Origin of the sequence: Bordetella genomosp. 9 (assembly GCF_002119725.1) — a bacterium.
In the GTDB taxonomy this organism is placed as follows: Bacteria; Pseudomonadota; Gammaproteobacteria; order Burkholderiales; family Burkholderiaceae_B; genus Bordetella_C.
In genome coordinates this window covers 483300-509061 of sequence record NZ_CP021109.1, presented here as the reverse complement: position 1 = coordinate 509061, position 25762 = coordinate 483300, and the positions used below count along the sequence as shown (strand labels likewise).

Below are 25762 nucleotides of genomic sequence, written 5' to 3'. Positions count from 1 at the left end.
CCCCGTCCGCTCCGGCTTGGCCTGGGCGGACAGCGTCAGTTTACGGGTGTTCGACCGCTTTTCCGTGACGGACGAAGGGCAATTTGCACACGGTCGCCGGGACCCATTTGCCGCGGATGTCCACCTCCACGGTGTCGCCGGGCTTCACGCCCGACGGCATACGGGCGAAGGCGATGGAAACGCCCAGCGTCGGAGACATCGTCCCGCTGGTGGTCTCGCCCTGGCCCAGCGGCGTGCGCACCGCCATATGGGCGCGCATCACGCCGCGTTCGGACAGCTTCAGGCCGAAAAAGGCGCAGGGGGTGGCGAATTTTTCGATGGCCGCACGGCCGATGAAATCGCGTTCGGCGTCTTTCAGCGAAACGGTCCAGCTGAGCCCTGCCTGCCCGGGCTGGGTCAGTTCGTCCATATCCTGGCCATACAGATTCATGCCCGCCTCCAGGCGGAGCGTGTCACGCGCGCCAAGGCCGCAGGGCCGCACGCCCTGGGCGGCCAGGTCGCGCCACAGCGCGGCCACGTCCGCCGCGGGCAGCACGATTTCGAAGCCGTCCTCGCCGGTATAACCCGTGCGCGCCACCAGCGTATCGGCGCCGAACCGCGCGGCCGTGAACGCCGTCAGGCCCTCGGTGTCCGGCTGCCACGCCGGGCGCGCCGCCCATACCTTGGCGCGGGCGTTCGGTCCCTGAACCGCAACCATGGCCAGGTCGCGCCGCGGCTCGATGGCGACGGAAACGGATTCGGCCTGCGCGACGCGCCTCATCCAGGCGACGTCCTTGTCCGCCGTGGCGGCGTTCACCACGACACGCCAGCGGTCCGGCGCGAAAAAGTAGACGATCAGGTCGTCGATCACGCCGCCTTCCGGATTCAGCATGCAGCTGTACAGCGCCTTGCCCGGCGTGGCGGTGATCTTGCTGACGTCGTTGGCGATCAGGCGGCGCAGGAAGGCCATGGCGTCCGCGCCGGTGACGTCGACGTTGAGCATGTGCGAAACGTCGAACATGCCGGCGTCGCGGCGGACGGCATGATGTTCGTCCAGCTGGGACCCATAGGCCAAAGGCATGTTCCAGCCGCCGAAATCGACCATGCGGGCGCCCGCGGCGATGTGCTCGTCGGCCAGGGGGGTGTTCTTCAGGGAATGCGACATGGAGGGCTCCGGACAGGGCTGCGGGTAACGGAATACCGGCCTGGATGCGGAACGCTTCCGGGAACCGGCGATGTTTCCGCCCCTCTGTCCTTTTGCCTGAGAGTTGCCCCGCTGCGCGGGTTTGCACCTTCGGCGTCCGGGCGCACCGCGATGCGGATGGCCGGCCCTCTCCAGAGCGCTGTGTTCGCCCCACCGCCATTGAACGGCGCGATGGAGCAAGGCAGGTGCGGTATCGGTTGCCTGAGCGATTCCGGGCGAATTGCGCCTTCGGCGGCGGCTCGCCGCGCGGCGGCCGCTCTCTCCCGCACGATGCGTGACAGCGAGGCGAAGGATACAACGAATCGGGCCGCCGAGAAAGGCGACGCGCACGGGGAGATGCCCCAACGCGCCGGCCGGGGCCGGCCCGCTGCGCCGCCGGCGTCAGGCCAGGGCCGTGTCCAGCAGCATCATCAGCACGAAACCGATCATCAAACCGCCGGTGGCGAAGACTTCATGCCCCTTGCGATGCGACTCCGGGATGATTTCGTGGCTGATGACGAAGAGCATCGCGCCGGCGGCGAAACCCAGGCCCCAGGGCAGCAGCATCGACGACCAGGCCATCACGGCGGCGCCGCCCAGCGCGCCCACCGGCTCGATCAGGCCGGACGTCATGCCCAGCGCCACGGAGAAGGTGCGTCCGTATCCGGCCGCCAGCAAAGCCACCGCCACCACCAGGCCTTCCGGGATGTCCTGGATGGCGATGCCCGTGGCCAGGGCGCTGCCCCGCACGGCGTCCGTTCCGCCGTACCCGACGCCGATGGCCAGGCCTTCCGGCAGGTTGTGCAGCATGACGGCGAAGACGAAAAGCCAGGTCCGCTTCAGCTTGCGGGCGTCGTGCCCCTCCTTGCCCTTGATGAAGTGTTCGTGCGGCACCGTGCGCTCGAGCCACAGCAGCGCCGCCGCGCCCAGCAGGATGGCGGCGCCCACGGTCAAGCCGGCGCCCCACGGGCCGCGCCCCAGTTCCCTGGCCGCCTCGATACCCGGAACCACCAGGGAAAACGCGCTGGCCGCGAGCATGACGCCCGCGCCAAAACCGAACATGGTGTCCTGAACCTTGTCCGACAGACGCTGCGAGAACACGACCGGCAAAGTTCCGGCCGCCGTCGCGCCTGCCGCCACCAGGCCGCCGAGCCATGCGTTCGCGACCTGCGGATAGGGATCGCGAAGGATCAGCCAAAGGCCCCAGGCCCCCAGCGCAAGCAGCACCACCGCAACGACGGCGGTGGCTTTGCCGGCGCTGGCGACGGCCAGCGATCGAATGTCGGTGTTCATAAAGGCGTCCCCTTTCCCGTGTGCGCAGGCCATAGCAAGAAGCGCGCCGCCGCGCGGACACATCAGTGTCCCACCGGCGGCGAACGTTGCACAGCGGGCGCCGCGACGCCGACCGGAGGACCCGCCCCGGGCCGGCCGCGTGACTGGATGGATGGGGTACCGATGCAGACCCCGGAAAACCGCTGCCGCGGGACCGTCAGAGCGCCTTGCCGCAGGCCACGGCGGATGCCCAGGCCCACTGGAAGTTGTAACCGCCCAGCCATCCCGTCACGTCCACGGCTTCCCCGATGAAATACAGACCGGGCACCGCGCGCGCCTGCATGCTTTTCTGGTCCAGGCCTCGCGTGTCCACACCGCCCCGCATCACCTCGGCCTTCTTGTAGCCGGCCGTTCCGCTGGGCGTCAGCGTCCAGGCATGGATGTCCTGCGCCAAGGCGCGCAGCGTCTTGTCCGGAATGTCGGCCAACCGCGCCGTAGCGAGCGGCTGCCCGCGCCCGTCATCCAGGCCGCGCAGCCATTGTTCCGCCAGCCGCCGGGGCCAGCGCGCCGCCAGCGCCGTCTCCAGCTGCTGACGTCCGCCGCGCTTGGCTTCGATCAGCGCCTGCGCCAGGTCCAGGCCGCTGGCCAGGTCGAGCACGACGGGCTGGCCGGGATTCCAGAAACTGGAAATCTGCAGAATGCCGGGTCCCGACAAGCCGCGATGGGTGAACAGGATATCTTCCAGAAACTCGCCTGCGCCGCTGCGCACGCCCGCTTCCAGCGCCACGCCGGACAGGGCCGCGAAAGGCGCCCAGTGGGCCGCGTCGAAGGTCAGGGGCACCAGCGCCGGCCGCGGCTCCACGACCTTCAGGCCGAACTGGCGCGCCACTTTCAACGCGTAATCGGTGGCGCCCAGCTGGGGAATCGCCATGCCGCCGGTCGCCATGACCACCTTGGCGGCCCGCAGGACACCATGCGAGGTCGTGCGCAACTCGAAACCCTGGCCGGCGGCCGGCGCGATTTCCGCCACGCTGCAAGGCATGCGCCATTGAACGCCGCCGGCATCGCATTCGGCGCGCAGTACGCGTATGACGGACTCGCTGGAATCGTCGCAGAACAATTGACCGCGATGCTTCTCGTGCCAGGAAACACGATGCCGGCGCAACAGGTCCAGGAAGTCCCGAGGACCGTAGCCGGCCAGGGCGGATCTGCAGAAGTGCGGGTTTTCGGATAGGAAATTACCCGGCCCCGTGCCGGTATTGGTGAAATTGCAGCGCCCGCCTCCCGAGATGCGGATCTTTTCGGCCAGGCGCTTGGCGTGGTCAACCAGCACGACCCGCAGGCCGCGCTGGCCGGCCACCGCGGCGCACATCATGCCCGCGGCGCCGGCGCCGATGATGGCGACGTCGAACATCCGTTCCGGCAAGCCCGCCTCAGTCTTCCTTAAGGCAATCGACGTAGTAGCGCACCTCGCCGCGCTCGTCGATGTCCTCGGCCAGGCCGTGGATATCCGTCTCGAAGCCCGGGAAACGGGCGTTGAACGCCCGCGCGAACTGCAGATACTGCACGATGGTGCGATTGAAGCGCTCGCCGGGAATCAACAGCGGGATCCCGGGCGGGTACGGCGTCAGCAGCACGCCGGTGACGCGCCCTTCCAGGTCCTCGATGGCCACGCGCTCGACTTCGCGGTGCGCCATGCGGGCGAAGGCGTCCGACGGTTTCAACGCCGGCACCATATCGCTCAGGTACATCTCCGTGGTCAGGCGCGCCACGTCGCTTTCCTTGTACGCCTCGTGGATCTGCTGGCACAGGTCGCGCAGGCCGATGCGCTCGTACTGGCGATGATCCCGGCAGAACTCCGGAAGGATGCGCCACATCGGCTGGTTGCGGTCGTAGTCGTCCTTGAATTGCTGCAGGGCGGTCAGCAGCGTATTCCAGCGGCCTTTGGTGATGCCGATGGTGAACAGGATGAAGAACGAATACAGGCCGGTCTTTTCCACCACCACGCCGTGTTCGGTCAGATAGCGCGACACCAGCGCCGCGGGGATACCCGTCTCGCCGAAGCTGCCCGAAATATCCAGCCCGGGGGTGATGATGGTGGCCTTGATGGGATCGAGCATGTTGAAGCCGCCGGCGATGTCGCCGAAGCCGTGCCAATGATCGCCGGATTCCAGCAGCCATTCGTCGCGATTGCCGATGCCTTCGGCCACCAGCCGATTGGGCCCCCACACCTTGAACCACCAGTCGTTGCGGCCGAATTCCGATTCCACCTTTCGCATGGCGCGGCGGAAGTCCATGGCTTCGCGGATGCTCTCTTCCACCAGGGCGGTGCCGCCGGGCGGCTCCATCATGGCCGCGGCCACGTCGCAGGACGCGATGATCGCGTACTGCGGCGAGGTGGAGGTGTGCATCAGGTACGCCTCGTTGAATACGTTGCGGTCCAGCTTGCGGGTCTTGGACTCCTGCACGATGATCTGCGACGCCTGCGAAATGCCGGCCAGCAGCTTGTGCGTGGAGTGCGTGGCGAACACCATCGCCGACTCGCTGCGCGGGCGCCCCTGGCCGATGGCATGCATGTCCTGGTAGAACTCGTGGAACGCCGCGTGCGGCAGCCAGGCCTCGTCGAAGTGCAGCGTGTCGATGTAGTTGCCCAGTTTTTCCTTGATCATCTCGACGTTGTAGATGACGCCGTCGTAGGTGCTCTGGGTCAGCGTCAGGATGCGCGGCTTCTTGTTCTTCGCTTCGCGAGCGAAGGGGTTGGCCTCGATCTTCTTCATGATGTTCTCGGGCTCGAATTCCTCGATGGGAATGGGCCCGATGATGCCCAGGTGATTGCGCGTGGGACGCAGGAACACCGGGATCGCGCCAGTCATGGTGATGGCGTGCAGAATGGACTTGTGGCAGTTGCGATCGACCACCACCACGTCGCCGGCCGCCACGTTGGCATGCCACACGACCTTGTTCGAGGTCGATGTGCCGTTGGTGACGAAATAGCAGTGGTCGGCGTGGAAGATGCGCGCGGCGTTCAGCTCCGATTCCGCCACCGGGCCGGTGTGATCCAGCAGCTGGCCCAGTTCGTCCACGGCGTTGCAGACGTCGGCGCGCAGCATGTTTTCGCCGAAGAACTGGTGGAACATCTGCCCGACGGGACTCTTCAGAAACGCGACGCCGCCCGAATGGCCCGGGCAGTGCCAGGAATACGAGCCATCCTGCGCGTACTTCACCAGTTCACGGAAGAACGGCGGAGGCAGGCTGTCCACATAGGCGCGCGCCTCGCGGATGATGTGCCGGGCCACGAACTCCGGCGTGTCCTCGAACATGTGAATGAAGCCGTGCAGCTCGCGCAGGATATCGTTGGGGATGTGCTGCGACGTGCGGGTTTCGCCGTACAGATAGATGGGAATATCGGCATTGCGGAAACGCAGCTCGCCGATGAAGGTCCGCAGGTTCTTGATCGCGCTTGCCACGTCTTCCGGCGAATCGACGTCGAATTCCTCATCGTCGATCGACAGGATGAACGCGCTGGCCCGGCTCTGCTGCTGCGCGAACGAGCTCAGGTCGCCGTAGCTGGTCACACCCAGCACCTCGACGCCCTCGGCCTCGATGGCCGCCGCGAGCGCACGGATGCCCAGCCCCGATGCGTTCTCGGAACGGTAATCTTCGTCGATGATGACAATGGGAAAGCGGAATTTCATGCGCGGGACTCCTGCGGGGTAAGGCCAAAAGCCGACGCGAGTGTACTGCGGACGGACGACACCGGCGTTGCGCCGCCGCGTGGCCGGCAAAGCGGCCCGGCCCGCATAAGCCATACCCGGGCTGCGTTACAGTTGAGCACCGTCTCCAGGAAGCATGCCCTCATGTCCAGCCACGATCTCGCGGCAGCAGGCGCTACCCCACCGATGCCGCATCCGGCCCGGCCGGGCGCCTCGACTCCTTCGCGTATCGAGTACGCGGGCGCCGCAGAGGCCGACTTCGACGCGCTGGCCGAGCTGCGCATTGCAGCCATGCGGGAAAGCCTGGAACGCCTTGGGCGCTTTGACCCGGACCGTGCGCGGCAGCGGCTGCGGGCGACGTACTCGCCGGCGGACACGCGATCGATTTTGCTGGACGGCGTCCGAGTCGGTTTCTATACCGTGCGGCGTGAAAAGGACGCGCTGAAACTTGATCATCTGTACGTCCTACCAGGCTTCCAGGGCCAAGGCTTGGGCGCCGCAGTGCTGCGGCGCGTTTTCGAACAGGCCGACGCGGTTGGCTTGCCCGTGCGGCTGGGCGCGTTGCGCGACAGCGCGTCCAACCGCTTTTATCAGCGGCACGGATTCGTACAGATCGGCGAAGACGCCTGGGATATCCACTATGAGCGCCCGCCGGCGAAGTAGCCGCCGCAGCCAATCCGGCAGCGAACCTGTCAGGTCTTCGGCAGCGTGACGCCCTGCTGGCCCTGATACTTGCCGCCGCGATCCCGGTACGAGGTTTCGCAGACTTCGTCGCTTTCCAGGAACAGCATCTGCGCGCAGCCTTCGCCGGCGTAGATCTTCGCGGGCAGCGGCGTGGTGTTGGAAAACTCCAGCGTCACATGGCCTTCCCATTCGGGTTCCAGCGGCGTGACGTTGACGATGATGCCGCAGCGCGCATACGTGCTTTTGCCCAGGCAGATCGTCAATACGTTGCGCGGTATGCGGAAGTATTCGACCGTGCGGGCCAGCGCGAAGGAATTGGGGGGAATGATGCAGACATCGCCCACGAAGTCGACAAAGGACTTTTCGTCGAAGTTCTTGGGATCGACGATCGTCGAATTGATATTCGTGAATATCTTGAACTCGTTGGCGCAACGTACGTCGTAGCCGTAGCTGCTGGTGCCGTAGCTCACGATCCGGCCGCCGTTGGACGCGCGCACCTGCCCGGGTTCGAAGGGCTCGATCATGCCATTGGCCGCGGCGCGACGAATCCAGAGGTCGCTCTTGATACTCATGGGAAGGGAACCTAGGGGTTGAAGTGGGCGGTATTTTAGCCTCCACCCGGCGGCCAGCCCGCGGCGTCAGTCTCCCAGGAAGGTCCGATAAACCAGCTCCAGGCCGTTGACCGAACCGCCCTTCAGGTCGACCGACCATCGGCGCGACAGGCGGTAGCTGAGGCGGCCCACTGTTTCCGAACCAGCCAGCGCCTGCTCGACGCTGAGCGTGACACCGTCCGCAAAATTCTTGCTGGCGACGATGAACTGCGTACCCAGTGTTTCGCTCGCGTCCTGGTTCACCCTGCCCGCCACGGTCTGGTCGGGCAGCAAGCTGTTGGAACTGCCCAGCGTGCCATTGCGTATCGTCACGTCGTCCAGGCCGAATTGCTTGTAGAAAGGTTCCCCATTGCCCAAAAGCGCGGTGCCTGCGGACACGAGCAAGGCCGTGTCGTTGCCGCTGGCGTCCGGCCCGCGTCCGAGCACCAGCCAAGACAGCTTTTCTTCATCGGAAACGTCCGGATAGGAAATCAGGTCGATGCGCGGCCGCTGCGCAGTGCCGCTTACGCGCACCCCGGCTTCCACCTGCTCGCCGGTGCGCAGCGCCTCGATATCGAGCAGCGGGTTGTCCAGCGGACCCTGGAACGTGACGGTGCCTCGCCTGAGCTGCAGCCGCTGGCCATAGGCGTCGATGCGCCCGGCGCGAGTGTGCAGCGCCCCCATGCCGGTCAGCCGGTTGCCCGCGTAGCGGATCCGCATCGATCCGGCCAGCGTGGTGTCCAGGCCCATGCCGGTCAGATAAAAGCGCGAGCCAAGGTCCACGTTCAGATCCATGTCGGTCTGCAAAGGCGTGGAGGGCGCCGCGTCTTCCTCGCCAGGGCGGTGCACCACCACGTCGCCATCCAGCGAAGGCACCTCGCTCAGGACTTCGATGCTGGCCCAGCCGGCATCCGCCTTGACATCGCCATGGATCGAAATGCGCGGGAGCGCCGCATCGATGTCGATACTGCCAGACACCATGGCGAAGCGGTCCGCGCGCTGCAGCACTGGAAAACGGCGCAGTACGACGCGAACCTGCCCGGCCGAATCCGCCAGGCGCCAGACGCCGCTGGCGTCGACATACCCGTTCTTGGCCTCCGGATCCCGCGTGACCCAATCGCGCGTGCGTGTCTCTCGCGGCAGGACGCGCAGCGTGGCGGGAAAACGCAGTGAATCGAGGATCAGCCGGTCTTCCTGCAAGCGCGCCGCCAGCGTGCCGTCCACCAAACGCACGCCATCGTCGATGCGCACGAAACGCAGGCGTTCTCCCCGCAACGTTCCATTTACCGACCACACGCCGCCCGGCGTGCCCTGGGCCTGGACGTTGGCCTTGAGCGCCCCGCCGACTTCGGTGCTGTCGCCGGTGAACAGTTCCAACCACTGCAAGTTCGCGATATCGGCGTTGAGGGACGCACGCAGCGGCTGACGGGCCGCGAGCGCGATGACGCCATCCGGCCTGGCTTCCACCATCGCGGTGGCCGAGCCGCGCAGCGAACCCATCGCCGCGGTGTCCACCTGCAGGTCCGCATCGACACGGCTGCCACGGGCGGAAACCGGCGTGGCGGAAAGATTCGCGACCAGCGTGCGCAACCCGAGCGGAATCGGCGGATCGCCGGGAATGACCAGATCGCCGGACGTACGGGCGATGCGCGCGCGTCCGGAAAGCGCGCCCGCGTAACGCAAGTCCCAGGACAGCTCCAGGGCGATGCGGCGCTGACTCGCCGGCAGCCTGCCATTGACGCGATCGGCACGCGCCGGTGCATCTGCGGCCGCCTCCGGGTCGATGGCGCGGCGCACCCGCCGCACCAGCGCCGGCGTGAGCACCAGATTGTCGATGCGCCCGGCTGTTTCCCAACGCCCCGGACCGCCGCGCGATCCGCCGTGGTCCAACACGACCCGATCCCCGCCCGGCAGCCCCAGCTCCACCCGCGCGGCCCCAAGCTGCCATTGCCACAGCGGCGCGGGCGCATGCGGCAGCCACGTAACCGCCACCGGACGAGGAACCGCCACATCGAAACCCGCGTGGGAAAACGACAGCGCCGATACCGTCCCGCGCCAACCCGTCTGCAGTGCGGCGGCGTCATCGCCCTTGCCGGCGCCATAGCCGCCTTCGGCCTCCACGGACACCCGCATTGGCGCGCGCCCCAGCATGCCGGGGCGCGACGCGGCCGGCGTGTAGGTGCCGCGAAGGGACAACCGGTGCCGGGCAATCGCGCCGGCCAGATCGGCCTTCAAGGTGGCGGCGCCTTCCAGGCCGGGCCAGAATGCGGCCAGTTGCGGGGCGGCCGCATCCAGCGTCAATGCGCCGTTGCCCGCGCCGATGCCGCCGGCGGCACGCAGGCGGTTGCGCCCCAGACGCAGATCGATGGCCAGATTCTCCACGCGCAATCCCGCCAGCGCGGCGGCCCAATCGTCCGCCGCCTGGACGGCCGTTGAGGTCTGCGCCGGCTGCCCGGACTGCGCGGGCGCAGCCGATGGCGACCGGGCGGTGCCCGCATGGGCGGTGTCCGCACCCGGCGCGAAAGGCTGCCCGGTCAGCACGGTGGCCCGCGCCGTGCCCTCCAGCGCTTGCCGGTTCCAGCTGCTGCCTTTGTCCACGGTCAGATCGAAGCTGCCTTTGCGCAGCACGAAGGATTCAGTGAATTCGGCTTTGAATGCGCCGTGTGCGCTCAGCAGCGCCGGAGGGATCGCATCCGCGGACAAATGCCGCAGATCGAGGCGGTCCGCCGTGATGTTGCCTTGGGCGCGATACGTCGCGGCCGCCTTGTCGGACTCGATCTGCAGGGCCGCAACCGCGGACGTCCCGTCGGGCATCTCCACCGCCACCGTCGCGTACCGGACCGGCAGCGCTTCATCGGGCGCCAGCTCTGCCTGGGCGAACAATGCGGCGCCGCCGCCCTGCGCGGCGATCATGGCCTCCATGCCATCGAGCGATCCCTGCAGTTCGATATCGGTGTTGACCAGGCACGCGTCGATGGGTTTGGCATTCGCGCCCGGTTTGCGGGCCGCCAGTTCCTGCACGAACCTCCCGACACACCAGGGCGAGTCCGATGCGGCCCCGCGTGTCGTCACATGCAGTTTCGCCGCCAGCGGCCACGGCGCTGCAAGCCGCGTCAGCGTGGCAAGCCCTGTCACGTCAGCCTGCCCCATGGGGTGCGACAAACGCAAAGCATCGACGCGCGCGCTCGCCCCCTCTGCGCCGACCTGCAACGACGCCAGCAAACCGGCCGGTTCGACCGGCAATGGCCGGCCATCCTGGAGCAGGGAAAATCGACCCAGCGCCAGCCGGTCCACGACCAACTCGACCGGCAGAGAAGGCGGCTGCGACGGCGCCGCTGCCTGTTCGTCGGATTGCGGCGCAGCCGCAGAAGAGATGCCGACGTCCAGTTGGCCCGCCGCCAGCTCTTGTACGCGCAGCCGCCGCTGCAGCAGCTCCGCCCACACGACCTGCGCCGCCACATCGCGCGCCTGCAGCGTGATCCCGTCCGAGTCGTACCGCAGATGGCCGATTCGCACGCCGCGCCAAACCGATCCAGTGACGTTTTCAGCGACGACCCCGAACTGCGGTCCGGCGTTGCGCAGCAGCCATTGCGTACCGGTCTGCGTACCGAGCAGCCACGCCGTGCCGGCCGCGATGGCGGACAGAAACAGCAAAAGCGTCGGCAACCACCACACGAGCAGATGCCGTAGCAGCCGGACCAGACTTTTCAAAACGCGATCCCCAGCGAAAACGCCAGGCGCAGCGAATGGTCGCGCTGTCCGTAGGCCACGTCCAGGAACAGCGGTCCGGCTGGCGTTCGCACACGCGCGCCCACGCCATAGCCCAACGCCATACGCATATCGCCGAACGACGCCGCCGCGTCGCCCGCGTCCACGAAAACGCCCATGCCCCAGCGGTCGTTGAAATAATGGTCGTATTCCACGCTGCCGTCCAGCAGCGTGCGGGCCCCCACCACCGCATCGCCGCGGTCCTGCCCGATGCTCAGGTAGCGATAGCCGCGTATGCTGCGCGCGCCGCCGGTGCGGAAACCGAAATCGTCGGGCACCAGGGTATCGCTGTCGGCCCAGACCCTGCCGACGTCGGCCCGCAATGTGAAGACGTCGCGTTGCGCGACGGGCCACCACCGCTGGCCGCGGACGCGGGCCCGGGTATAGGGACGTCCGTTTTGCAGATTGACGCCCACGCCGCCCCCCAGCGAGATCAAATTCCCTTCCCGCGGGTTGTACTTGCTGTCCACGTCGCGGCGCAGCCATTCCACGGTGCCCGTCAGGGTTGGGAAGCTGTAGGCGTCATCGCCGGAGATCCGGACGTTGTCGTGCGCGGCCAGCAGGCCCCACCGCGTCTCGTAGTCCACGCGCCCATCGGGGCCGCCATGGCGCTCCTGCAGCCGGCTCGCACCGACGGCAAAACGCGTGCGCTCCAGTCCCTCGATGTCCGAATGCTCCACCAGCAGGCCGACGCTGTCCTTGTTGCCGCGGTCGTCCGGCGGCAGATAAAAGTCCGTATAGACCCGTTGGCGCAGACGGTTCACGCCCACGCCGGATTCCATCGTCAAAGGCTGGCCGAACACCACCTGCTGCCGGTAGATCGCTTCCGCGCCGACGCCCACGTCGCTGTCCACGCCCACGGAAGAGGAAAAGCGCTTGGGCGGCCCTTCCACCACCCGCACCTGCAAGGGCAGCGTTATCTCGGCATTGCTGTCCACGGGCGCAGCGGGCTGGGCGCCCGCCGATACGCGCGGATCGCCTTCGGGCGTGGACGCGCCGGGGTCGCGCGACGGCGGCGTCTCGGCCGCGGAGCCGCCCGGCTGCTGCATCGACACGAAGGCGCCGCGGAAGAAAGAGGTGCCCTGCAGCGCCTGCTGCCATTGATTCAGCCTGTCCTGATCGTAGGCATCGCCCGGCGTGTACCGCACATAGCGCCGCACCAGCGATGCCGGCACGCGGTTCAATCCTTCGATCTGCAACGCGCCCATGCGCACGGCCGGACCGCTGTCGATCACCACCTTCAGGCGCACCTGCCCCTGGTCGGCCTGCACGTCCGCCGAGGACGAGGCAATGCGCGCCAGCAGGAAGTCGCGCTGGCTCACGCCATCCAGCAGCGCGGATTTGGCCTTGTTCCAATCGTCGTTGATGAAGGGCCGGCCGGCAGGCAGCAACCAGTTTTTGCGCAGCGCCGCAACCCGCGCCGCATATTGCGGTTGCGCGATCCGGCCCGTGAACGCGATATCCACCGCCACCACCTTGGCGCGCTGGCCCGGATCGATCGCGATATGCCACGTGCCGGCGTCCAGATCCTGCCCGGTACTCAAATTGACGTGCGCCGCGAAGTAACCGTGGGTGGCAAGGGCCGCCAGCGCCGCGTCGCGCGCGCGCCGGCGCAGGCGATCCGCTTCGCCGCCGTCCTGATCCGCCGCCAGCCTGGAAATGACTTCGACAGCGTCATTGACGGCCTTGACCGTTGCGGGATCGGCGCCGCCGGGTTCGATGACGATCTGGGGCTTGGCATACGCGATCTGGACCAAAGCCAGCAGCGCGCATAGCAGAAGGCCCTGGACCCGCCGCATGGGTCAGGTCGGCTGCACGACGACGTTCGGAATCCGGCCCGCCATGTCGCGCGGCAGCTCTGCCACCGCGACCGCCACGCGGCGCGCGATGTCGCGGTAAAGCGCGGCCGCTTCGCTGGCAGGGTCGGCGACCACGGTCGGATTGCCCGCATCCGTCTGTTCGCGGATGTTGATGGTCAGCGGCAGGCCGCCCAGCCACGCAACGCCATATTGCTCGGCCATGCGCTTGCCACCGCCTTCGCCGAAAATCGGCTCGGCGTGCCCGCAGTGGCTGCAGATATGAACGGACATGTTTTCGACCACGCCGAGGATGGGCACTTCAACCTTTTCGAACATTCGCAGGCCCTTGCGGGCGTCGAGCAGTGCGATGTCCTGCGGCGTGGTAACGATGACCGCGCCGACGACCGGCACCTTCTGCGCCAGCGTCAAGGCGATATCGCCCGTGCCCGGCGGCATATCGACGATCAGGTAATCCAGCGCGCGCCAATTGGTCTGGCGCAGCAGCTGCTCCAGCGCCTGTGTGACCATGGGGCCGCGCCAGATGGCGGGCGAATCCGCGTCGATGAGAAAGCCGATGGAATTGGCCTGCAGGCCATGCCCCATCAAGGGTTCCATGGTTTTGTTGTCGTGGCTGACCGGGCGCCCCGAAATGCCCAGCATGGTCGGCACGCTGGGACCATAGATATCGGCGTCCAGCACGCCCACCTGAGCGCCTTCGGCGGCCAGCGCCAGCGCCAGATTGACAGCGGTCGTGCTTTTTCCGACGCCGCCCTTGCCGGAGGCGACGGCGATGATATTCGCGACGTTGGGCAGCGGCTTGAGGCCCCGCTGCACGGCATGGGCGGCGATCTTCCAGGTGACGGATACCTCCGCCTGGGGCGCGCCAGCCGCGGCCAGGGCATCAATGACGGACTGCCGCAAAGCCTGCTGCTGCGTGCGCGCCGGGTAGCCCAGTTCGATCGCGACCGTGACGGCGTCCCCATCAATGCGGATGTCGCGGTCTTTTACATATTTTCCGATGCTGGCGCCGGTCTGCGGGTCCGTTACACCTTCGACAACGGCCTTTATTTGTTGGATCGTCAAACTCATGTCACTATATTCCTACAGGCACCCCGGGCTTTGGCGCGGCTACCCCGGTTCACAGCCTGGCTTTTTCAGCACCGTGCGGCCTTCTATGACTTGCAAGGATAGCGGAATCTGCAGGAACTTTTCGCCGCGTTTCCTATCCTCATTAGCATGAACAACGCTCTCACCCGCTTCGTTCGCGCCCTCGCTTTCACGGCACTGGCTCTGGTCGGCGGCGCCATGGCAATCGTGTTCATGGTGTCCACCGCGATCGCGGTCGGCATCCTGTACGTGATCGCGAAGGTTCGTGGCCGCCCCTTTGGCGTGCGTGCCTACTGGCACCAGCGCAATGCCACCCGTGGCGCCCCCGGCGCCGGCCCTTTCCAAACCGTGCGTCCGGACGTCATCGACGTCGAAGTACGCGAAGTCCGCTAAGCGCCTGACCGGGCGCTGCCGCTCGGACGCCCAGGCCGCCACCGGGGCCCCGGCATCGCGCCGCCGCGCGCATGCCAGTGCTGCCACGGCAGTCCCCTCGATCGCCCTTTGGTTCCATGCGCCGCATCCGGCGCCGTGCCGCGTCGGCCGTGGCGCCCGTCCCCGCTTTCGCTCCGTCCCCGCAACAGGCTCTAAAATGCCGGGTCCGGTTTTCCACTCTGCCCTTCGGCCATGTCACGCACCCTATTCGTCACCACCGCCCTGCCCTACGCCAACGGCTCCTTTCACATCGGCCACATCATGGAATACATCCAGGCCGATATCTGGGTGCGCGCCATGCGCATGGCCGGGCATACCGTGCATTTCGTGGGGGCGGACGATGCGCATGGCGCGCCCATCATGCTCAAGGCGGAGAGCGAAGGGATTACGCCGCGCGAACTCGTCGCGCGCTACGCCGCCGAGCGGCCGAAATACCTGAACGGTTTCCACATCCGTTTCGACCACTGGCATTCCACCGATTCGCCGGAAAACGTGGCGCTGTCGCAAGACATTTACCGGGCGTTGAAAGCGCAGGGTCTGATCGAAACGCGGACCATCGAGCAGTTCTACGACCCGGTCAAGGGCATGTTCCTGGCCGACCGCTACATCAAGGGCGAATGCCCGGTCTGCCATTCCAAGGACCAGTATGGCGATTCGTGCGAAGTGTGCGGCGCCGTCTACGCGCCCACGGACCTGATCTCGCCGTACTCCACCCTGACCAAGGCGACGCCGGTCCTGAAAAGCTCGGAACACTTCTTCTTCAAGCTTTCGGATCCGCGCTGCGTGGCGTTTCTGCGTGAGTGGACGGCGGGCACGAATGCCGCCGGCGGCCGCCACCTGCAGCCGGAGGTCCTGGCGAAAACGCGGGAATGGCTGGGCGCCGATGATGGCGAAGCGAAACTGGGCGATTGGGACATATCCCGCGAAGCCCCGTACTTCGGCATCGAAATCCCGGACGCGCCGGGCAAATACTTCTACGTATGGCTCGATGCGCCGGTCGGCTACCTGGCTTCCCTGAAAGCCTATTGCGACAAGCAGGGCCTGGACTTCGACGCGCTGCTCGATCCGGCCGGCTCGACGGAACAGGTGCACTTCATCGGCAAGGACATCATCTACTTCCATGCCCTGTTCTGGCCGGCCATGCTGAAGTTCGCCGGCCGCAAGACGCCGGACGCGCTGAACGTGCATGGCTTCATCACTGTCAGCGGCGAGAAAATGTCCAAAAGCCGCGGCACCGGCATTTCGCCCTTGCGTTACCTGGACGTCGGCATGGATCCGGAATGGCTGCGGTATTACATCGCGGCCAAACTGAACGCCAAGGTGGAAGACGTCGATTTCACCGCGGAAGATTTCATCGTGCGGGTCAATAGCGACCTGATCGGCAAGTACGTCAACATCGCCAGCCGTGCAGCGAACTTCATCACGCGCCACTTCGACGGCGTGCTGGCGTACGCGGGGGACAAGCAGGCGCTGTCGCGCGAACTGGCCGAACAGGCCGAAGCGGCGCGCGAGTCGCTGGAGGCGCGGGAATACGGCCGCGCCATCCGCGAAATCATGGCGTACGCGGACCGCATCAACCAGGCATTCGACGCGGCCCAGCCCTGGGTCCTGGCCAAGGGCCTGGCCACGGCAGGCGACGATCAGAAAGCCGCGCTGCAGGATATCTGTTCACGTGCCCTGGCCGGTTTCAAGGCGCTGTCGGTGATGCTGGCGCCGGTGCTGCCGGCGCTGGCCGATCGGGTCGCGCGCGAGCTGTTCGGACAGGACAGCGGCTTCGTATGGAGCGACGCCGCCGTGCTGCCCACCCGCGTCGCCCCCTTCAAACACTTGATGCAACGGGTCGACCCGAAGATGCTGGACGCGCTGGTGGAAGCGCCGGCCCCGGCGGCTGCGCCCGAGCCGGCCGCCACCGAGGCAGACGCAACGGTGCCGGGCGGCGAGCCCATCGCCGATACGATCACCATCGACGACTTCGCCAAGATCGACCTGCGCGTGGCCCGCATCGTGAATTGCGAGGAAGTCGAAGGATCGAGCAAGCTGCTGCGCCTGACGCTGGACGTCGGCGAAGGGCGCCACCGAAACGTGTTTTCCGGCATCAAGTCGGCATACAAGCCGCAAGACCTGATCGGCAAGCTGACCGTCATGGTCGCCAACCTGGCGCCGCGCAAGATGAAGTTCGGCGTGTCCGAAGGCATGGTGCTGGCGGCCAGCCACGGCGACGAGGCGGCTCATCCCGGCATTTACGTGCTGGAGCCGGGCAGCGGCGCGCAACCCGGGATGCGCGTGCGCTAATCGGTATAGTTTTCGATGAAGCGCTGCAGGATGCCGCTGGCATAGCGGCTCGCCACGCGGTGCAGGAAGGCGGCGAAATCCACAGGGGCGGACGCATCGGCGCGGTCCGAAATGGTCCGCAGCACCGCACAGGGCACGCCATACTCATAACAGATCTGTGCGACGGCGGCGCCCTCCATCTCCACGCAGAGCGTCCCGGGCAGATCCGATAGCAGCGCGGCAGCCAGGCCGGCGTCGCCGACGAATCGATCGCCGCTGGCGATGGGGCCGCGATGCAGCATGGGCGCGCCTATCGCGAACAGATCGCGGGTCTCTGCGTCGATGTCGCGCGACAATCCCAACACCATGTAATCCGCGGCGGCTTGCGCGAGCACGCCGCTCATCCGAAGATCCGTCGGGAATCGGCTCAGGCCCAGCAGCGGCACTTCGAAGCGGGGAAACAGCGGACGGGCATCCAGGTCGTGCTGGACGAGCGCATCGGCGACGACGACGTCGCCGATATGAACGCCTTGCGCCAGCCCGCCCGCCAGGCCGGCGAAGACCACCGCCCGCACGTCGAACTCGCGCAGCAGCGTAACCGTGGTGGCGGCGGCAGCGACCTTGCCCAGCCGCGCCAGCACCACCACGCAACGCTGGCCATACAGATCGCCCACGTAGTAGTCGCGCATGCCGATGCGGCGGCATTCCGCATCGGGCCCCATGACGGCCAGCAACCCCGCGATTTCGTCGTGGAGCGCGGCCATGATACCCAACGGTTTTTTTACCATTTGCCTTCTCGCGTCAGGCCTGCGCGGGCGCCAGATCGGTGCCCAGGCACTCCCGTTCGTCAAAGACGAAACAGCTGCCCTTGAAACCGGCGCCGCCGGTTTCCTCGAAATACTTCAGGATGCCGCCTTCCAGCTGGTACACGTGATCGATGCCCTGCTCGGCCATGTAGAGCGCGGCCTTCTCGCACCGGATGCCGCCGGTGCAGAAGCTGACCACCGTCTTGCCTTCCAACTGCTCGCGGTGCGCCTGCAATGCCGCCGGGAATTGCGTGAACCGGGCGATCCGCCAGTCCAGCGCGCCTTCGAACGTGCCTGCGTCGACTTCGAAAGCATTGCGCGTATCGAGCAGCACAAGCGGACGGCCAGCATCGTCGCAGCCGCGCGCAAGCCAGCGCGACAGCGTGGCGGCGTCCACGCTGGGAGCGCGTCCGGATTCGGGCCGGATGGAGGGATGATCCATCCGGATGATTTCGCGCTTGACCTTGACCCGCAGCTTGCGGAACGGCACGACGCCGGAATAGCTGAATTTCACTTCCAAGTCGGCGAATCGCGCGTCCTGGCGCAGCGCGGCAAGGAAGGTCTCGATACCCGCCGCCGATCCAGCCAAAAACAGATTGATGCCTTCGGTGGCAAGCAGGATGGTGCCCTTCAAGCCGTCGCCGGAGGCTCGTTCCAGCAGCACCGGCCGCAACGCGTGGGGGTCTTCGATGGTGACGAATTTATAGGCGGCAATATTGGTGATCTGGGCCATGCCTGATGCTCACTGCGCCATTCCGACACGCGCGAAGTCCAGCACTTCGCCATTGTCCAGCGACAGGGATAGCCGTCGCGGGTTGTTCATGTCGTCCACCGAGGTCGACCGGATGCGCGGCAGCGCCGCCAGATACTCGCGTTCCAGGGCAGCGCTTTCGGACGAGGCGCAAGCCATGCGCGTCGCCATGACAGGATTGGCGGTGATGATCAGGTTGCCGTTGGCGACGGTATAGGTGGTGCCGTAGTTGTTGCAGCCGGAAAAGCCGCCCACCCGCAATTGCGTGCCTTCGTGCGAAAAGCTGATGGTAACGGGCCGCTCACGGCCGTCGTTGCGTGGGACCGGACGCAGCGTTCCGCCCGCGCGCGTCCAGCGCGCCAGCACCCAGCTGGTCTGAGCCAGAAAATCGGAGGCATAGGCCGGCTGGTACCGGGCCGCGGCCAGATCCGGCTGCATCGGGGACGCGCACGCGCCCAGCATGGAGGCGGCGGCCGCGATGACGGCGCAGCGCCGCAGGAAGAGGGGCAAGGACATGAAGAACTCTCCGTTCAACGCGCGGAGACGTCGCGGTCCCGCGTGAAAGTCAGGACGTCGCCGTTGCGGACGTTGAAGGTCATGCGATGCGGCGAGCCGCCGCTATCCAAGGTGAATGTGGAGATATGGGCGATGGCCGACAGGTAGGCGCGCTCGGCCTCGCGCAGATCGGGCGTGGCGCACGTAAGCGCCCGGGTGCTGGGCAGCGTGATGATCAGCTTGCCTTTCTCCAGCGCATACGTCCCGTTGAATTCATTGCAGCCGGAATACCCGGTTACCCGGTAGTCGCGGTTCTTGGCGGTGAAGGCGATGCTCATCGGCGGGTAGATGCGGTCCAAGGGCATGGGGTAGTCCGACCCGTCCGGGGACTGCCAGCGCACCAGGCGCCATTGGGTTTGGGCCAGGGAGTCCGGGGTCGTGGCGGCCTGCCGGGCGCCGGGTCCTTGCGCCTGCGCCTGCCCCGTTGTTGTCGAACAGCCGGCCAGGCCGGCGGCGGCAAGGGAAAGGACCAAGCAGCGCGACAAGGAAAGAAACGGCATCGGGTAGCTCCTGGCTGGGCAAAACCCGTATTTTAGGCAGGCGCGCGCCCATGCGTATAAAGGATGCTTCACGACGTTACCGGGCCGGCGGACGGCCGCGTATGCACACCCGTCGCGCGCCGGCCGCCCGGCAGCGGACCGGCGGCCCCGGCCGGGCGGCGGCGCCGGGGCGCCTCGAACGGCTGGAAGCGCGCGCGCAGCAAGCTCGCGAAGGCGGTGGCGGCAGCGGTGCGGTGATGCCGCCTTGACCACAGCAGCGCCGTTACCCGGGTCGGTACGGGTTCGTACACCGGCACCACCGCCACATCGGCGGTCCCGTCGATGGCGCTTTCGGGCAGCAGCGTCGCCACCCCGGCTCCCGCGCCCGCCAGATCCATCATCAAACTCAGCGCGTTGGTCTCGCAAGCGATATTCGGCACCAGGCCCCGCTGTTCGAAATATTGCTCGACCAGCGCCCGTGTGTAGTAGTCCCGGCTCATCAGCACCAGCGGTTCGCGCGCCAGATCCGCCAGCCGCACGCGCTTGCGTGCGGCCAGACGATGATCCTTGCCGACGACGAGCATCAGGCGCTCCTTGAACAGGGCTTGCACTTCAGTGTCTTCCAGACGCGGGGGCACGAAGGCGATGCCAAGATGCAGCTCGCCCGCGGCAAGCTGCGCCTCGATGCGCGGCGCCATCATTTCCGTAACGTTCAGGCGGATCGCGGGATAAGCCCGCATGAACTCGGCCACCACCGGCGGCAGCAGCTTGCGCATGAACGATTGGCTGACGCCAATGTTCAGTTGTCCGCGCCGCAGGGCGTCCAGTTCGTCCAGTGCCGCGAGTCCGGCGGCCAGCTCGTCTACGGTGCGCTTCGCATAAGCGTGAAAAACCTCGCCCACCTGAGTCAACCGTATGTGCTTGCCGGAGCGGTCGAACAGGGCCTTGCCCAGATGGGCCTCCAGTTCGGCCAGCTGATGGGACAGCGTCGGCTGCGTCACGTAGAGCTTTTCCGCCGCTTTTGAAAAATGCAGCGTCTCCGCGATGGCCAGGAAATATTCGAGCTGGCGCAGCTTGATTCCGGATTTGTTGTTCATGTGTCCAACGGCCTCATCGTGCCTCCCCTTGGTGCGCCCCGGCCCCGCCTGTCAGGCGAATCGAGAGCGTAACGAATTATGGCCTGTTTCGATGCAAGGAATAGAAAATCGCCATTGGACACGCAGGGGACCGGTCCCTAGAGTGTCGCCGCGAGGTTACGCAACCCAATGAGGAGAACGCTGTGAAGGCATGGAACAAATGTCGGGCACTCATGACAATCGCCGCAACCCTGAGCATGGCGGCCGGTGTGGCGCCGCAGGCGCGCGCGGAATACCCCGACCGCCCCATCACGATGATCATCCCCCTGGCCACGGCCAGCGCCGTGGACAACGTGGCGCGGCTCGTCGCGCAGGAGATGGGAAAGATCCTCAATCAATCCATCGTCGTGGAAAACCAGCCCGGCGCGGCGGGCGCGATCGGCGCGAACCGCGTCGCCACCGCGGCGCCCGACGGCTACACCATCGGGGCATTCAATGACAGCATCCTCACGATGGTCCCCAACCTGTCGAAGACGCCGTGGGACCCGCTGAAGGACTTCGCGCCGATTTCGCTGGTGACCACCTTTGAATGGGGACTGATTGCGACGCCGGGCCTGTACAAGAACGCCGGCGACCTGATCTCCGCCGCCAAGGCCGCGCCCGGACGCATCGAATACGCCTCCGGCGGCATCGGCAGCCCACAGCATATCGCCATGGCTTTGTTTGCCTCCAAAAACAAACTCGATATGGTGCATGTGCCGTATCGCGGCGCGACGCCGGCCGCGCTGGGCGTGGCGCAGGGAGAAGCCAAGGTGGCCTTCCAGGCGCTGGCCACGGCGAAGAGTCTGGTCGATGGCAAGCGCGTGGACCTGCTCGGCATCGCATCCGAAAAACCGCTGGCCGAGATGCCCGGCGTGCCGACCATCGCGGATTCCGGATCCCCGGGGTACACGTTCTCGTCCTGGTTCGTCCTGGTCGCTCCCTCCAAGACGCCCCCCGCGGTGATCGAAAAGCTCAATGCCGCCGTCAAACAGGTCCTGCAGAACCCGGAGGTCAAGGCCAAGCTGGCCGCGCAAGGCGCCAATCCCATCGGCTCCACGCCGCAGGAGCTGGGGCAGCGGACGAAGGAAGGCTATGCCGTGTACGGCAAGCTGATCCGGGACAACAACATTCAGGCGGAGTAACGGCACGTCCGTGCCATGCAGGCAGTCATGATCCAGTCGATCAACCCCTACGATGAAACCGTCCTGGAAACGTTCCAGGAGCACGACGACGCCGCCGTCGACGCCACGCTGACGCGGGCCCGCACCGCCCAGCGCGAATGGCGCCGCACGTCCCTGACGGAGCGCCAGGCGCTGCTTCGGCGCCTGGCCTCGACGCTGCGCGCTGGCAAGCAGGAATACGCGTCGCTCATCACGGCGGAAATGGGCAAGCCGGTGACCGAGGCCATGGCCGAAGTGGAAAAATGCGCGGTCAACTGCGATTACTACGCCACTGAAGCCGAGCGCCTGCTCGCCCCCGAAGTCATTGCGAGCAACGCCACGCACAGCGAGGTCGTCTTCGACCCGCTGGGCACCGTGCTGGCGGTCATGCCCTGGAACTATCCGTTCTGGCAGGTGATGCGCTTTGCCGCGCCGGCGCTGCTGGCCGGCAACACCGCGGTGCTCAAACATGCCAACAATGTCCCGCAGTGCGCATTGGCGCTGGCCAAGTTGTTCGAGCGCGCGGACGCGCCGGCCGGCTTGTTCTCGACCCTGCTTGTCAATGCATCCCGCGTACAGAGGCTGATCGCGGACGACCGCATCGCCGCCGTCACCTTCACCGGCTCCACCCCGGTGGGCCGCACCATTGCGGCGCAGGCCGGCGCCGCGTTGAAGAAGCAAGTCCTTGAGCTGGGCGGGTCCGATCCCTTCATCGTGCTTGCGGACGCCGACATCGATCTGGCGGCGCGCACGGCGGTCAAGGCGCGCTTTCACAATGCCGGGCAGAGCTGCATCTCCGCCAAGCGCTTCATCGTCGAAGAGGGCGTCGCGGACGCTTTCGTGGAGGCCTTCGTCACCCACACCCGGGCGCTGAAGATGGGCGACCCGCGCGATACGGCGGTCGATGTGGGGCCGATGGCGCGCAACAATCTGCGCATGGAGCTGCACGCGCAGGTGCACGCTTCGGTGGACGCGGGCGCGCGGCTGCGGCTGGGAGGGGCGCCCGGCGAAGGCAAGGGCTACTTCTATGGGCCCACCGTCCTGGACCGCGTGACGCCGCAGATGGCTGCCGGCCGCGATGAAACCTTCGGCCCGGCGGCGGCCATCATCCGCTGCCGGGATGCGGACGACGCCATCCGCATCGCCAACGATACGGTCTTCGGCCTGGGCGCGGCGATCTGGACGGGCGACGTCGGGCGTGGCCAGCGGCTGGCCCGCGACATCGAGGCCGGCGCCGTATTCGTGAATGGCACGGTGGCATCGGATCCGCGCCTGCCGTTCGGCGGCATCAAGCAGTCGGGATACGGCCGCGAGCTGAGCAGCTACGGCCTGAAGGAATTCACGAATATCAAATCCGTGTGGACCGGCCCGGCACGCTAGGGCGGGGCCGGCGTTGTTGAAGGAGCACCTCATGACCACATCGAATACGACAGCCGCGCCGGATGGCAGAACCGGCCCGCGGCCAGGCATCTTCCGGCCGGACGAACTGCAGGCCTACGAACGCGGCGGCGGCGCCCGGACCATCCCGCTCGTCACCGCGGGCGCCGGCGCGACCGCTTTCATCAATGGCATCACCGAATTCGCACCCGGCACCGCCATACCGTTTCACAGCCACAATTGCGAAGAAAGCGTCATGCTGCTGGAAGGCGACGCCATGCTCGACATCGACGGCGAATCGCATCGGCTCAAGCCCATGGACACGACCTGGATTCCACCCAACGTCCCGCATCGCTTCCGGAATCTGTCGGACACCCAGCCGATGAAAATCCTGTGGATCTATGCATCCATCCATGCAACGCGGACGTTGACGGAATCGGGCGTGACGAATCCGGTCGCCCTCGAACATATCAAGCGCTGAATCGCCGCGCCGGGTGCGCGGAACGACAAAGGAGCACGCATGTTTTTCGAAATCGCCCAGATCGAAATCAAGGAAGGCGCGAACGCCGCCTTCGAAGCCGGCGTGGCCCAGGCCAAGCCGCTTTTTCTTCGCGCCAAGGGCTGTCACGGCGTGACGCTGCAGCGGTCCGTCGAGTTTCCCAACCGCTATCGTCTGTTCGTCGAATGGGAGACCGTGGAAAACCACATGGTGGATTTCCGCGGCTCCGAGGATTTCGCGAAATGGCGCGAACTGGTCGGTCCTCACTTCGCATCGCCGCCGGTGGTCGAACATACGTACGCCGCGAATATCGGCTGACGCCAACCGCCGGGCACGCCGCCGGATGCGCCGTCTACTGGGCGGTCACCGGCATCGGCTCATCGGCCCGGGTGACGACAGGCGGCGCCCATTTCCCGTTCAGGGCTTCCGGTTTCGGCGCGTAAAGCCGCATGGTGAGGTTGAAGGGGCCCTTGGGCGCGGGCAGCCAGTTCGCTTCCTTGTCTTTGCCTGGACTGTCGTTCTGGAAATACAGCTCCAGCCCGCCGTCCGCATCGTATTTGAAGGGCATCCAGCTGCTGACCGCAAAGCGGTTCAGCCGGTTCTCCACCTGGAAGCCTTCGGCGTCGTAAAGCGTGATCGACCAGAAGGCGTTCGCCGGGGGCAGGTCCGCGCGCGTGAAACGGATCACGTACCGGTTCGCGCCATCGAGCGGCCTGCCTTCCTTATCGGCGATATTCAGGGGATAAATGGCGTCTTCCACCAGATTGGCGCCCAAGCCCTGCTGCGCGATGATCGCGCGCTTCAGGTAGTAGTCGCCATAGACTCCCATCGTGGTGGTGTTCATGAGCCAGCCGTTGACCACGGGCGCCAGGCTGGACATCTTCCAGGCCATCAGGCGCTGTGCGGCTTCGGGCGCCGCCATCAGGGCGTTGCGCGCCACAGGGTCCAATGATTCGAAATCCAGGCTTTCGCCGGCATCGATGCCGATGCGCCGCATGCGGGCGACGATGGGCTGGTCGGTCATGTGCGGCGGATGAACTTTCATCAATTCCGCCGCGTATGCGAAGTACTTTTCGGCGGACATCGTATCCACTTGCACCTTCGGCGGGGTCTTCATATCCACGTCCGGATCGACCTCGCCCGCCACGACCTGGTCCGTTCCGCCCCATTTGGAAAGCGGCGTGATCTTGTAGCCCGCCTGAATTCTGTGTACGGCGGCGTAGTCTTCGGGACCATCGGTCTTGGTGCGGCCGATCATCAACACATAGGGCGTCGGCGCATCGATACGGGTGGTTCCCGCGGGCAGTTTGAATTCTTCGAACTTTTCGCGAAGATCGGGCCGCCAGTTCGGCTGCGCGATCAGGAAATGACCCGCTTGCGTACCCGTCGTACGCCAGCCCGGCGAGGCGAAGACGTCAGTCCACATGTCGAGCATGGGCAGCAGATAGTAGCGGCCGCCGGTGTCGGGAACCGATATGACAACCGGCTCTTTGCTCAGATCCAGAAAGGCCGAGGAGTACAAGGTATCGAAGTTGGGCCGGACGACAAGCTTCAGATGGGCGGGCGGAAATTCCGGCCAGTTGGAAACGGCATTCGGCGGCGCGAATCCGGGCTTTTCACCGGCCGCGGCGACATTGGTGGACTGCCTGCGCGTAAGGTCCATCGAGACGAGCGGATAAAAATAGACGTACGCGTCGACGGCGATCGCGCTTGCTTCCTCTTGCGAAAGCTTGTCGGCGTGTACCGCCATGGAAACCGCCGCGGCGGCCGACGCGAAAAGAACGGCGATACCCCGTTTCGCCCGTGCATGCGGACTCCGAACTCTGCTTTGCAGGTGCATGGCATTCTCCCGTTTGATAACAACGCTGGTTGCAACAGCCAATGGCGGAAAGAGCCACGTTCCGGTCTGCCCGCTTTCTCAGACAGGTATGGCCGACGGGGCGGTGCGCCACACCCGGCGGCATGCGCGCGAAGTGCGACGAGCGACCGTCATGTTCGGATGTTCGGAGGATATTCCCCCGCGCCTGCGGCGCCAATACGCAAACAGCCATAGTCCCGCGGCCTTCCCAGCGGCGGCGCTACGACGATGGGCCACGACCGGGCAACGACGGACTTTCCCCCATAAGGCCTAAGGTCGGGTAAATCACGGCTGACCCAGGCTGGGCCGGCCTCCTACACTGCGCAAAGCATTCCAGGCGGGCCATCCGTGTTGCGGTCCG

At 66.3% G+C, this 25762-nt stretch carries 21 protein-coding genes and 2 riboswitches; of the genes, 7 read left to right on the top strand and 14 right to left on the bottom strand.

Annotated features, from left to right (window positions below; all coding sequences use genetic code 11):
• Positions 1-40: 40 nt before the first annotated feature.
• The 4 genes from gcvT to CAL13_RS02380 all read right to left on the bottom strand — a co-directional run bounded on the left by gcvT (position 41) and on the right by CAL13_RS02380 (position 6129).
• Positions 41-1144, bottom strand: coding sequence for a glycine cleavage system aminomethyltransferase GcvT (gene gcvT / locus CAL13_RS02395; protein ID WP_086071400.1), 1104 nt, complete (start codon positions 1142-1144; stop codon positions 41-43).
• A gap of 74 nt (positions 1145-1218) precedes the next feature.
• Positions 1219-1328, bottom strand: a riboswitch (glycine riboswitch).
• 33 nt (positions 1329-1361) lie between these two features.
• Positions 1362-1459, bottom strand: a riboswitch (glycine riboswitch).
• 105 nt (positions 1460-1564) lie between these two features.
• Entirely contained in the window at positions 1565-2455 is an 891-nt protein-coding gene (locus tag CAL13_RS02390) for a ZIP family metal transporter (protein ID WP_086071399.1), read from the bottom strand.
• Between the two features lie 196 nt (positions 2456-2651).
• Positions 2652-3848 carry an NAD(P)/FAD-dependent oxidoreductase gene (locus tag CAL13_RS02385; protein ID WP_086071398.1) on the bottom strand — a complete coding sequence of 399 codons (1197 nt, stop codon included), beginning with the start codon at positions 3846-3848 and terminating at the stop codon, positions 2652-2654.
• Between the two features lie 19 nt (positions 3849-3867).
• Positions 3868-6129 (bottom strand): arginine/lysine/ornithine decarboxylase, encoded by a 2262-nt coding sequence (locus tag CAL13_RS02380; RefSeq protein ID WP_086071397.1) that lies wholly within the window; start codon positions 6127-6129, stop codon positions 3868-3870.
• A 162-nt stretch (positions 6130-6291) separates the two neighbouring features.
• Here CAL13_RS02380 and CAL13_RS02375 point away from each other — a divergent pair, with 162 nt between their 5' ends.
• Positions 6292-6810, top strand: a complete 519-nt coding sequence (locus tag CAL13_RS02375) for a GNAT family N-acetyltransferase (RefSeq protein ID WP_232467745.1) — start codon at positions 6292-6294, stop codon at positions 6808-6810.
• Between the two features lie 29 nt (positions 6811-6839).
• On the opposite strand, the gene dcd is transcribed toward CAL13_RS02375, so the two are convergent.
• From dcd to apbC, 4 genes are all read right to left on the bottom strand, one after another.
• Positions 6840-7403 carry a dCTP deaminase gene (gene dcd, locus CAL13_RS02370; protein ID WP_086055963.1) on the bottom strand — a complete coding sequence of 188 codons (564 nt, stop codon included), beginning with the start codon at positions 7401-7403 and terminating at the stop codon, positions 6840-6842.
• A gap of 66 nt (positions 7404-7469) precedes the next feature.
• Positions 7470-11132 (bottom strand): translocation/assembly module TamB domain-containing protein, encoded by a 3663-nt coding sequence (locus CAL13_RS02365; protein WP_086071395.1) that lies wholly within the window; start codon positions 11130-11132, stop codon positions 7470-7472.
• Positions 11129-12988 carry an autotransporter assembly complex protein TamA gene (locus CAL13_RS02360; protein ID WP_086071394.1) on the bottom strand — a complete coding sequence of 620 codons (1860 nt, stop codon included), beginning with the start codon at positions 12986-12988 and terminating at the stop codon, positions 11129-11131. The genes CAL13_RS02365 and CAL13_RS02360 overlap by 4 nt, the downstream gene beginning before the upstream one ends.
• 3 nt (positions 12989-12991) lie before the next feature.
• Positions 12992-14077 carry an iron-sulfur cluster carrier protein ApbC gene (gene apbC / locus CAL13_RS02355; protein ID WP_086071393.1) on the bottom strand — a complete coding sequence of 362 codons (1086 nt, stop codon included), beginning with the start codon at positions 14075-14077 and terminating at the stop codon, positions 12992-12994.
• A gap of 147 nt (positions 14078-14224) precedes the next feature.
• On the opposite strand from apbC, the gene CAL13_RS02350 reads away from it, so the two are divergent.
• Positions 14225-14488: a hypothetical protein gene (locus tag CAL13_RS02350; RefSeq protein ID WP_086055959.1), complete on the top strand. Its 264-nt coding sequence runs from the start codon at positions 14225-14227 to the stop codon at positions 14486-14488.
• A 231-nt stretch (positions 14489-14719) separates the two neighbouring features.
• Positions 14720-16819, top strand: coding sequence for a methionine--tRNA ligase (gene metG, locus CAL13_RS02345; protein WP_086055958.1), 2100 nt, complete (start codon positions 14720-14722; stop codon positions 16817-16819).
• Here the strand turns inward: metG and CAL13_RS02340 are convergent.
• From CAL13_RS02340 to cynR, 5 genes are all read right to left on the bottom strand, one after another.
• Positions 16816-17562, bottom strand: a complete 747-nt coding sequence (locus CAL13_RS02340; RefSeq protein WP_232467744.1) for a 5'-methylthioadenosine/adenosylhomocysteine nucleosidase — start codon at positions 17560-17562, stop codon at positions 16816-16818. The genes metG and CAL13_RS02340 overlap by 4 nt on opposite strands.
• 37 nt (positions 17563-17599) lie before the next feature.
• The gene (locus CAL13_RS02335) at positions 17600-18337 is read right to left on the bottom strand and encodes a sulfurtransferase (protein WP_086071391.1); all 738 of its coding nucleotides are present in this window, start codon (positions 18335-18337) and stop codon (positions 17600-17602) included.
• 9 nt (positions 18338-18346) lie between these two features.
• The gene (locus CAL13_RS02330; RefSeq protein ID WP_086059174.1) at positions 18347-18871 is read right to left on the bottom strand and encodes an META domain-containing protein; all 525 of its coding nucleotides are present in this window, start codon (positions 18869-18871) and stop codon (positions 18347-18349) included.
• Positions 18872-18885: 14 nt separating this feature from the next.
• Positions 18886-19410, bottom strand: a complete 525-nt coding sequence (locus tag CAL13_RS02325) for an META domain-containing protein (RefSeq protein ID WP_086071390.1) — start codon at positions 19408-19410, stop codon at positions 18886-18888.
• A 68-nt stretch (positions 19411-19478) separates the two neighbouring features.
• Entirely contained in the window at positions 19479-20486 is a 1008-nt protein-coding gene (cynR, locus tag CAL13_RS02320) for a transcriptional regulator CynR (protein WP_086055954.1), read from the bottom strand.
• A gap of 212 nt (positions 20487-20698) precedes the next feature.
• On the opposite strand from cynR, the gene CAL13_RS02315 reads away from it, so the two are divergent.
• The 4 genes from CAL13_RS02315 to CAL13_RS02300 are packed head-to-tail and all read left to right on the top strand — an operon-like array spanning position 20699 to position 23861.
• Positions 20699-21649, top strand: a complete 951-nt coding sequence (locus CAL13_RS02315) for a Bug family tripartite tricarboxylate transporter substrate binding protein (RefSeq protein ID WP_232467743.1) — start codon at positions 20699-20701, stop codon at positions 21647-21649.
• Between the two features lie 27 nt (positions 21650-21676).
• Positions 21677-23047: an NAD-dependent succinate-semialdehyde dehydrogenase gene (locus CAL13_RS02310; RefSeq protein ID WP_086073475.1), complete on the top strand. Its 1371-nt coding sequence runs from the start codon at positions 21677-21679 to the stop codon at positions 23045-23047.
• Between the two features lie 31 nt (positions 23048-23078).
• Positions 23079-23525 carry a cupin domain-containing protein gene (locus CAL13_RS02305; protein ID WP_086071389.1) on the top strand — a complete coding sequence of 149 codons (447 nt, stop codon included), beginning with the start codon at positions 23079-23081 and terminating at the stop codon, positions 23523-23525.
• Positions 23526-23564: 39 nt separating this feature from the next.
• A complete protein-coding gene (locus CAL13_RS02300; RefSeq protein WP_086071388.1) occupies positions 23565-23861 on the top strand; it encodes an antibiotic biosynthesis monooxygenase family protein in 297 nt (98 codons plus the stop codon).
• Positions 23862-23895: 34 nt separating this feature from the next.
• Here the strand turns inward: CAL13_RS02300 and CAL13_RS02295 are convergent, their stop codons facing one another.
• Entirely contained in the window at positions 23896-25383 is a 1488-nt protein-coding gene (locus CAL13_RS02295; protein ID WP_086071387.1) for a DUF1254 domain-containing protein, read from the bottom strand.
• Positions 25384-25762 lie beyond the last annotated feature (379 nt).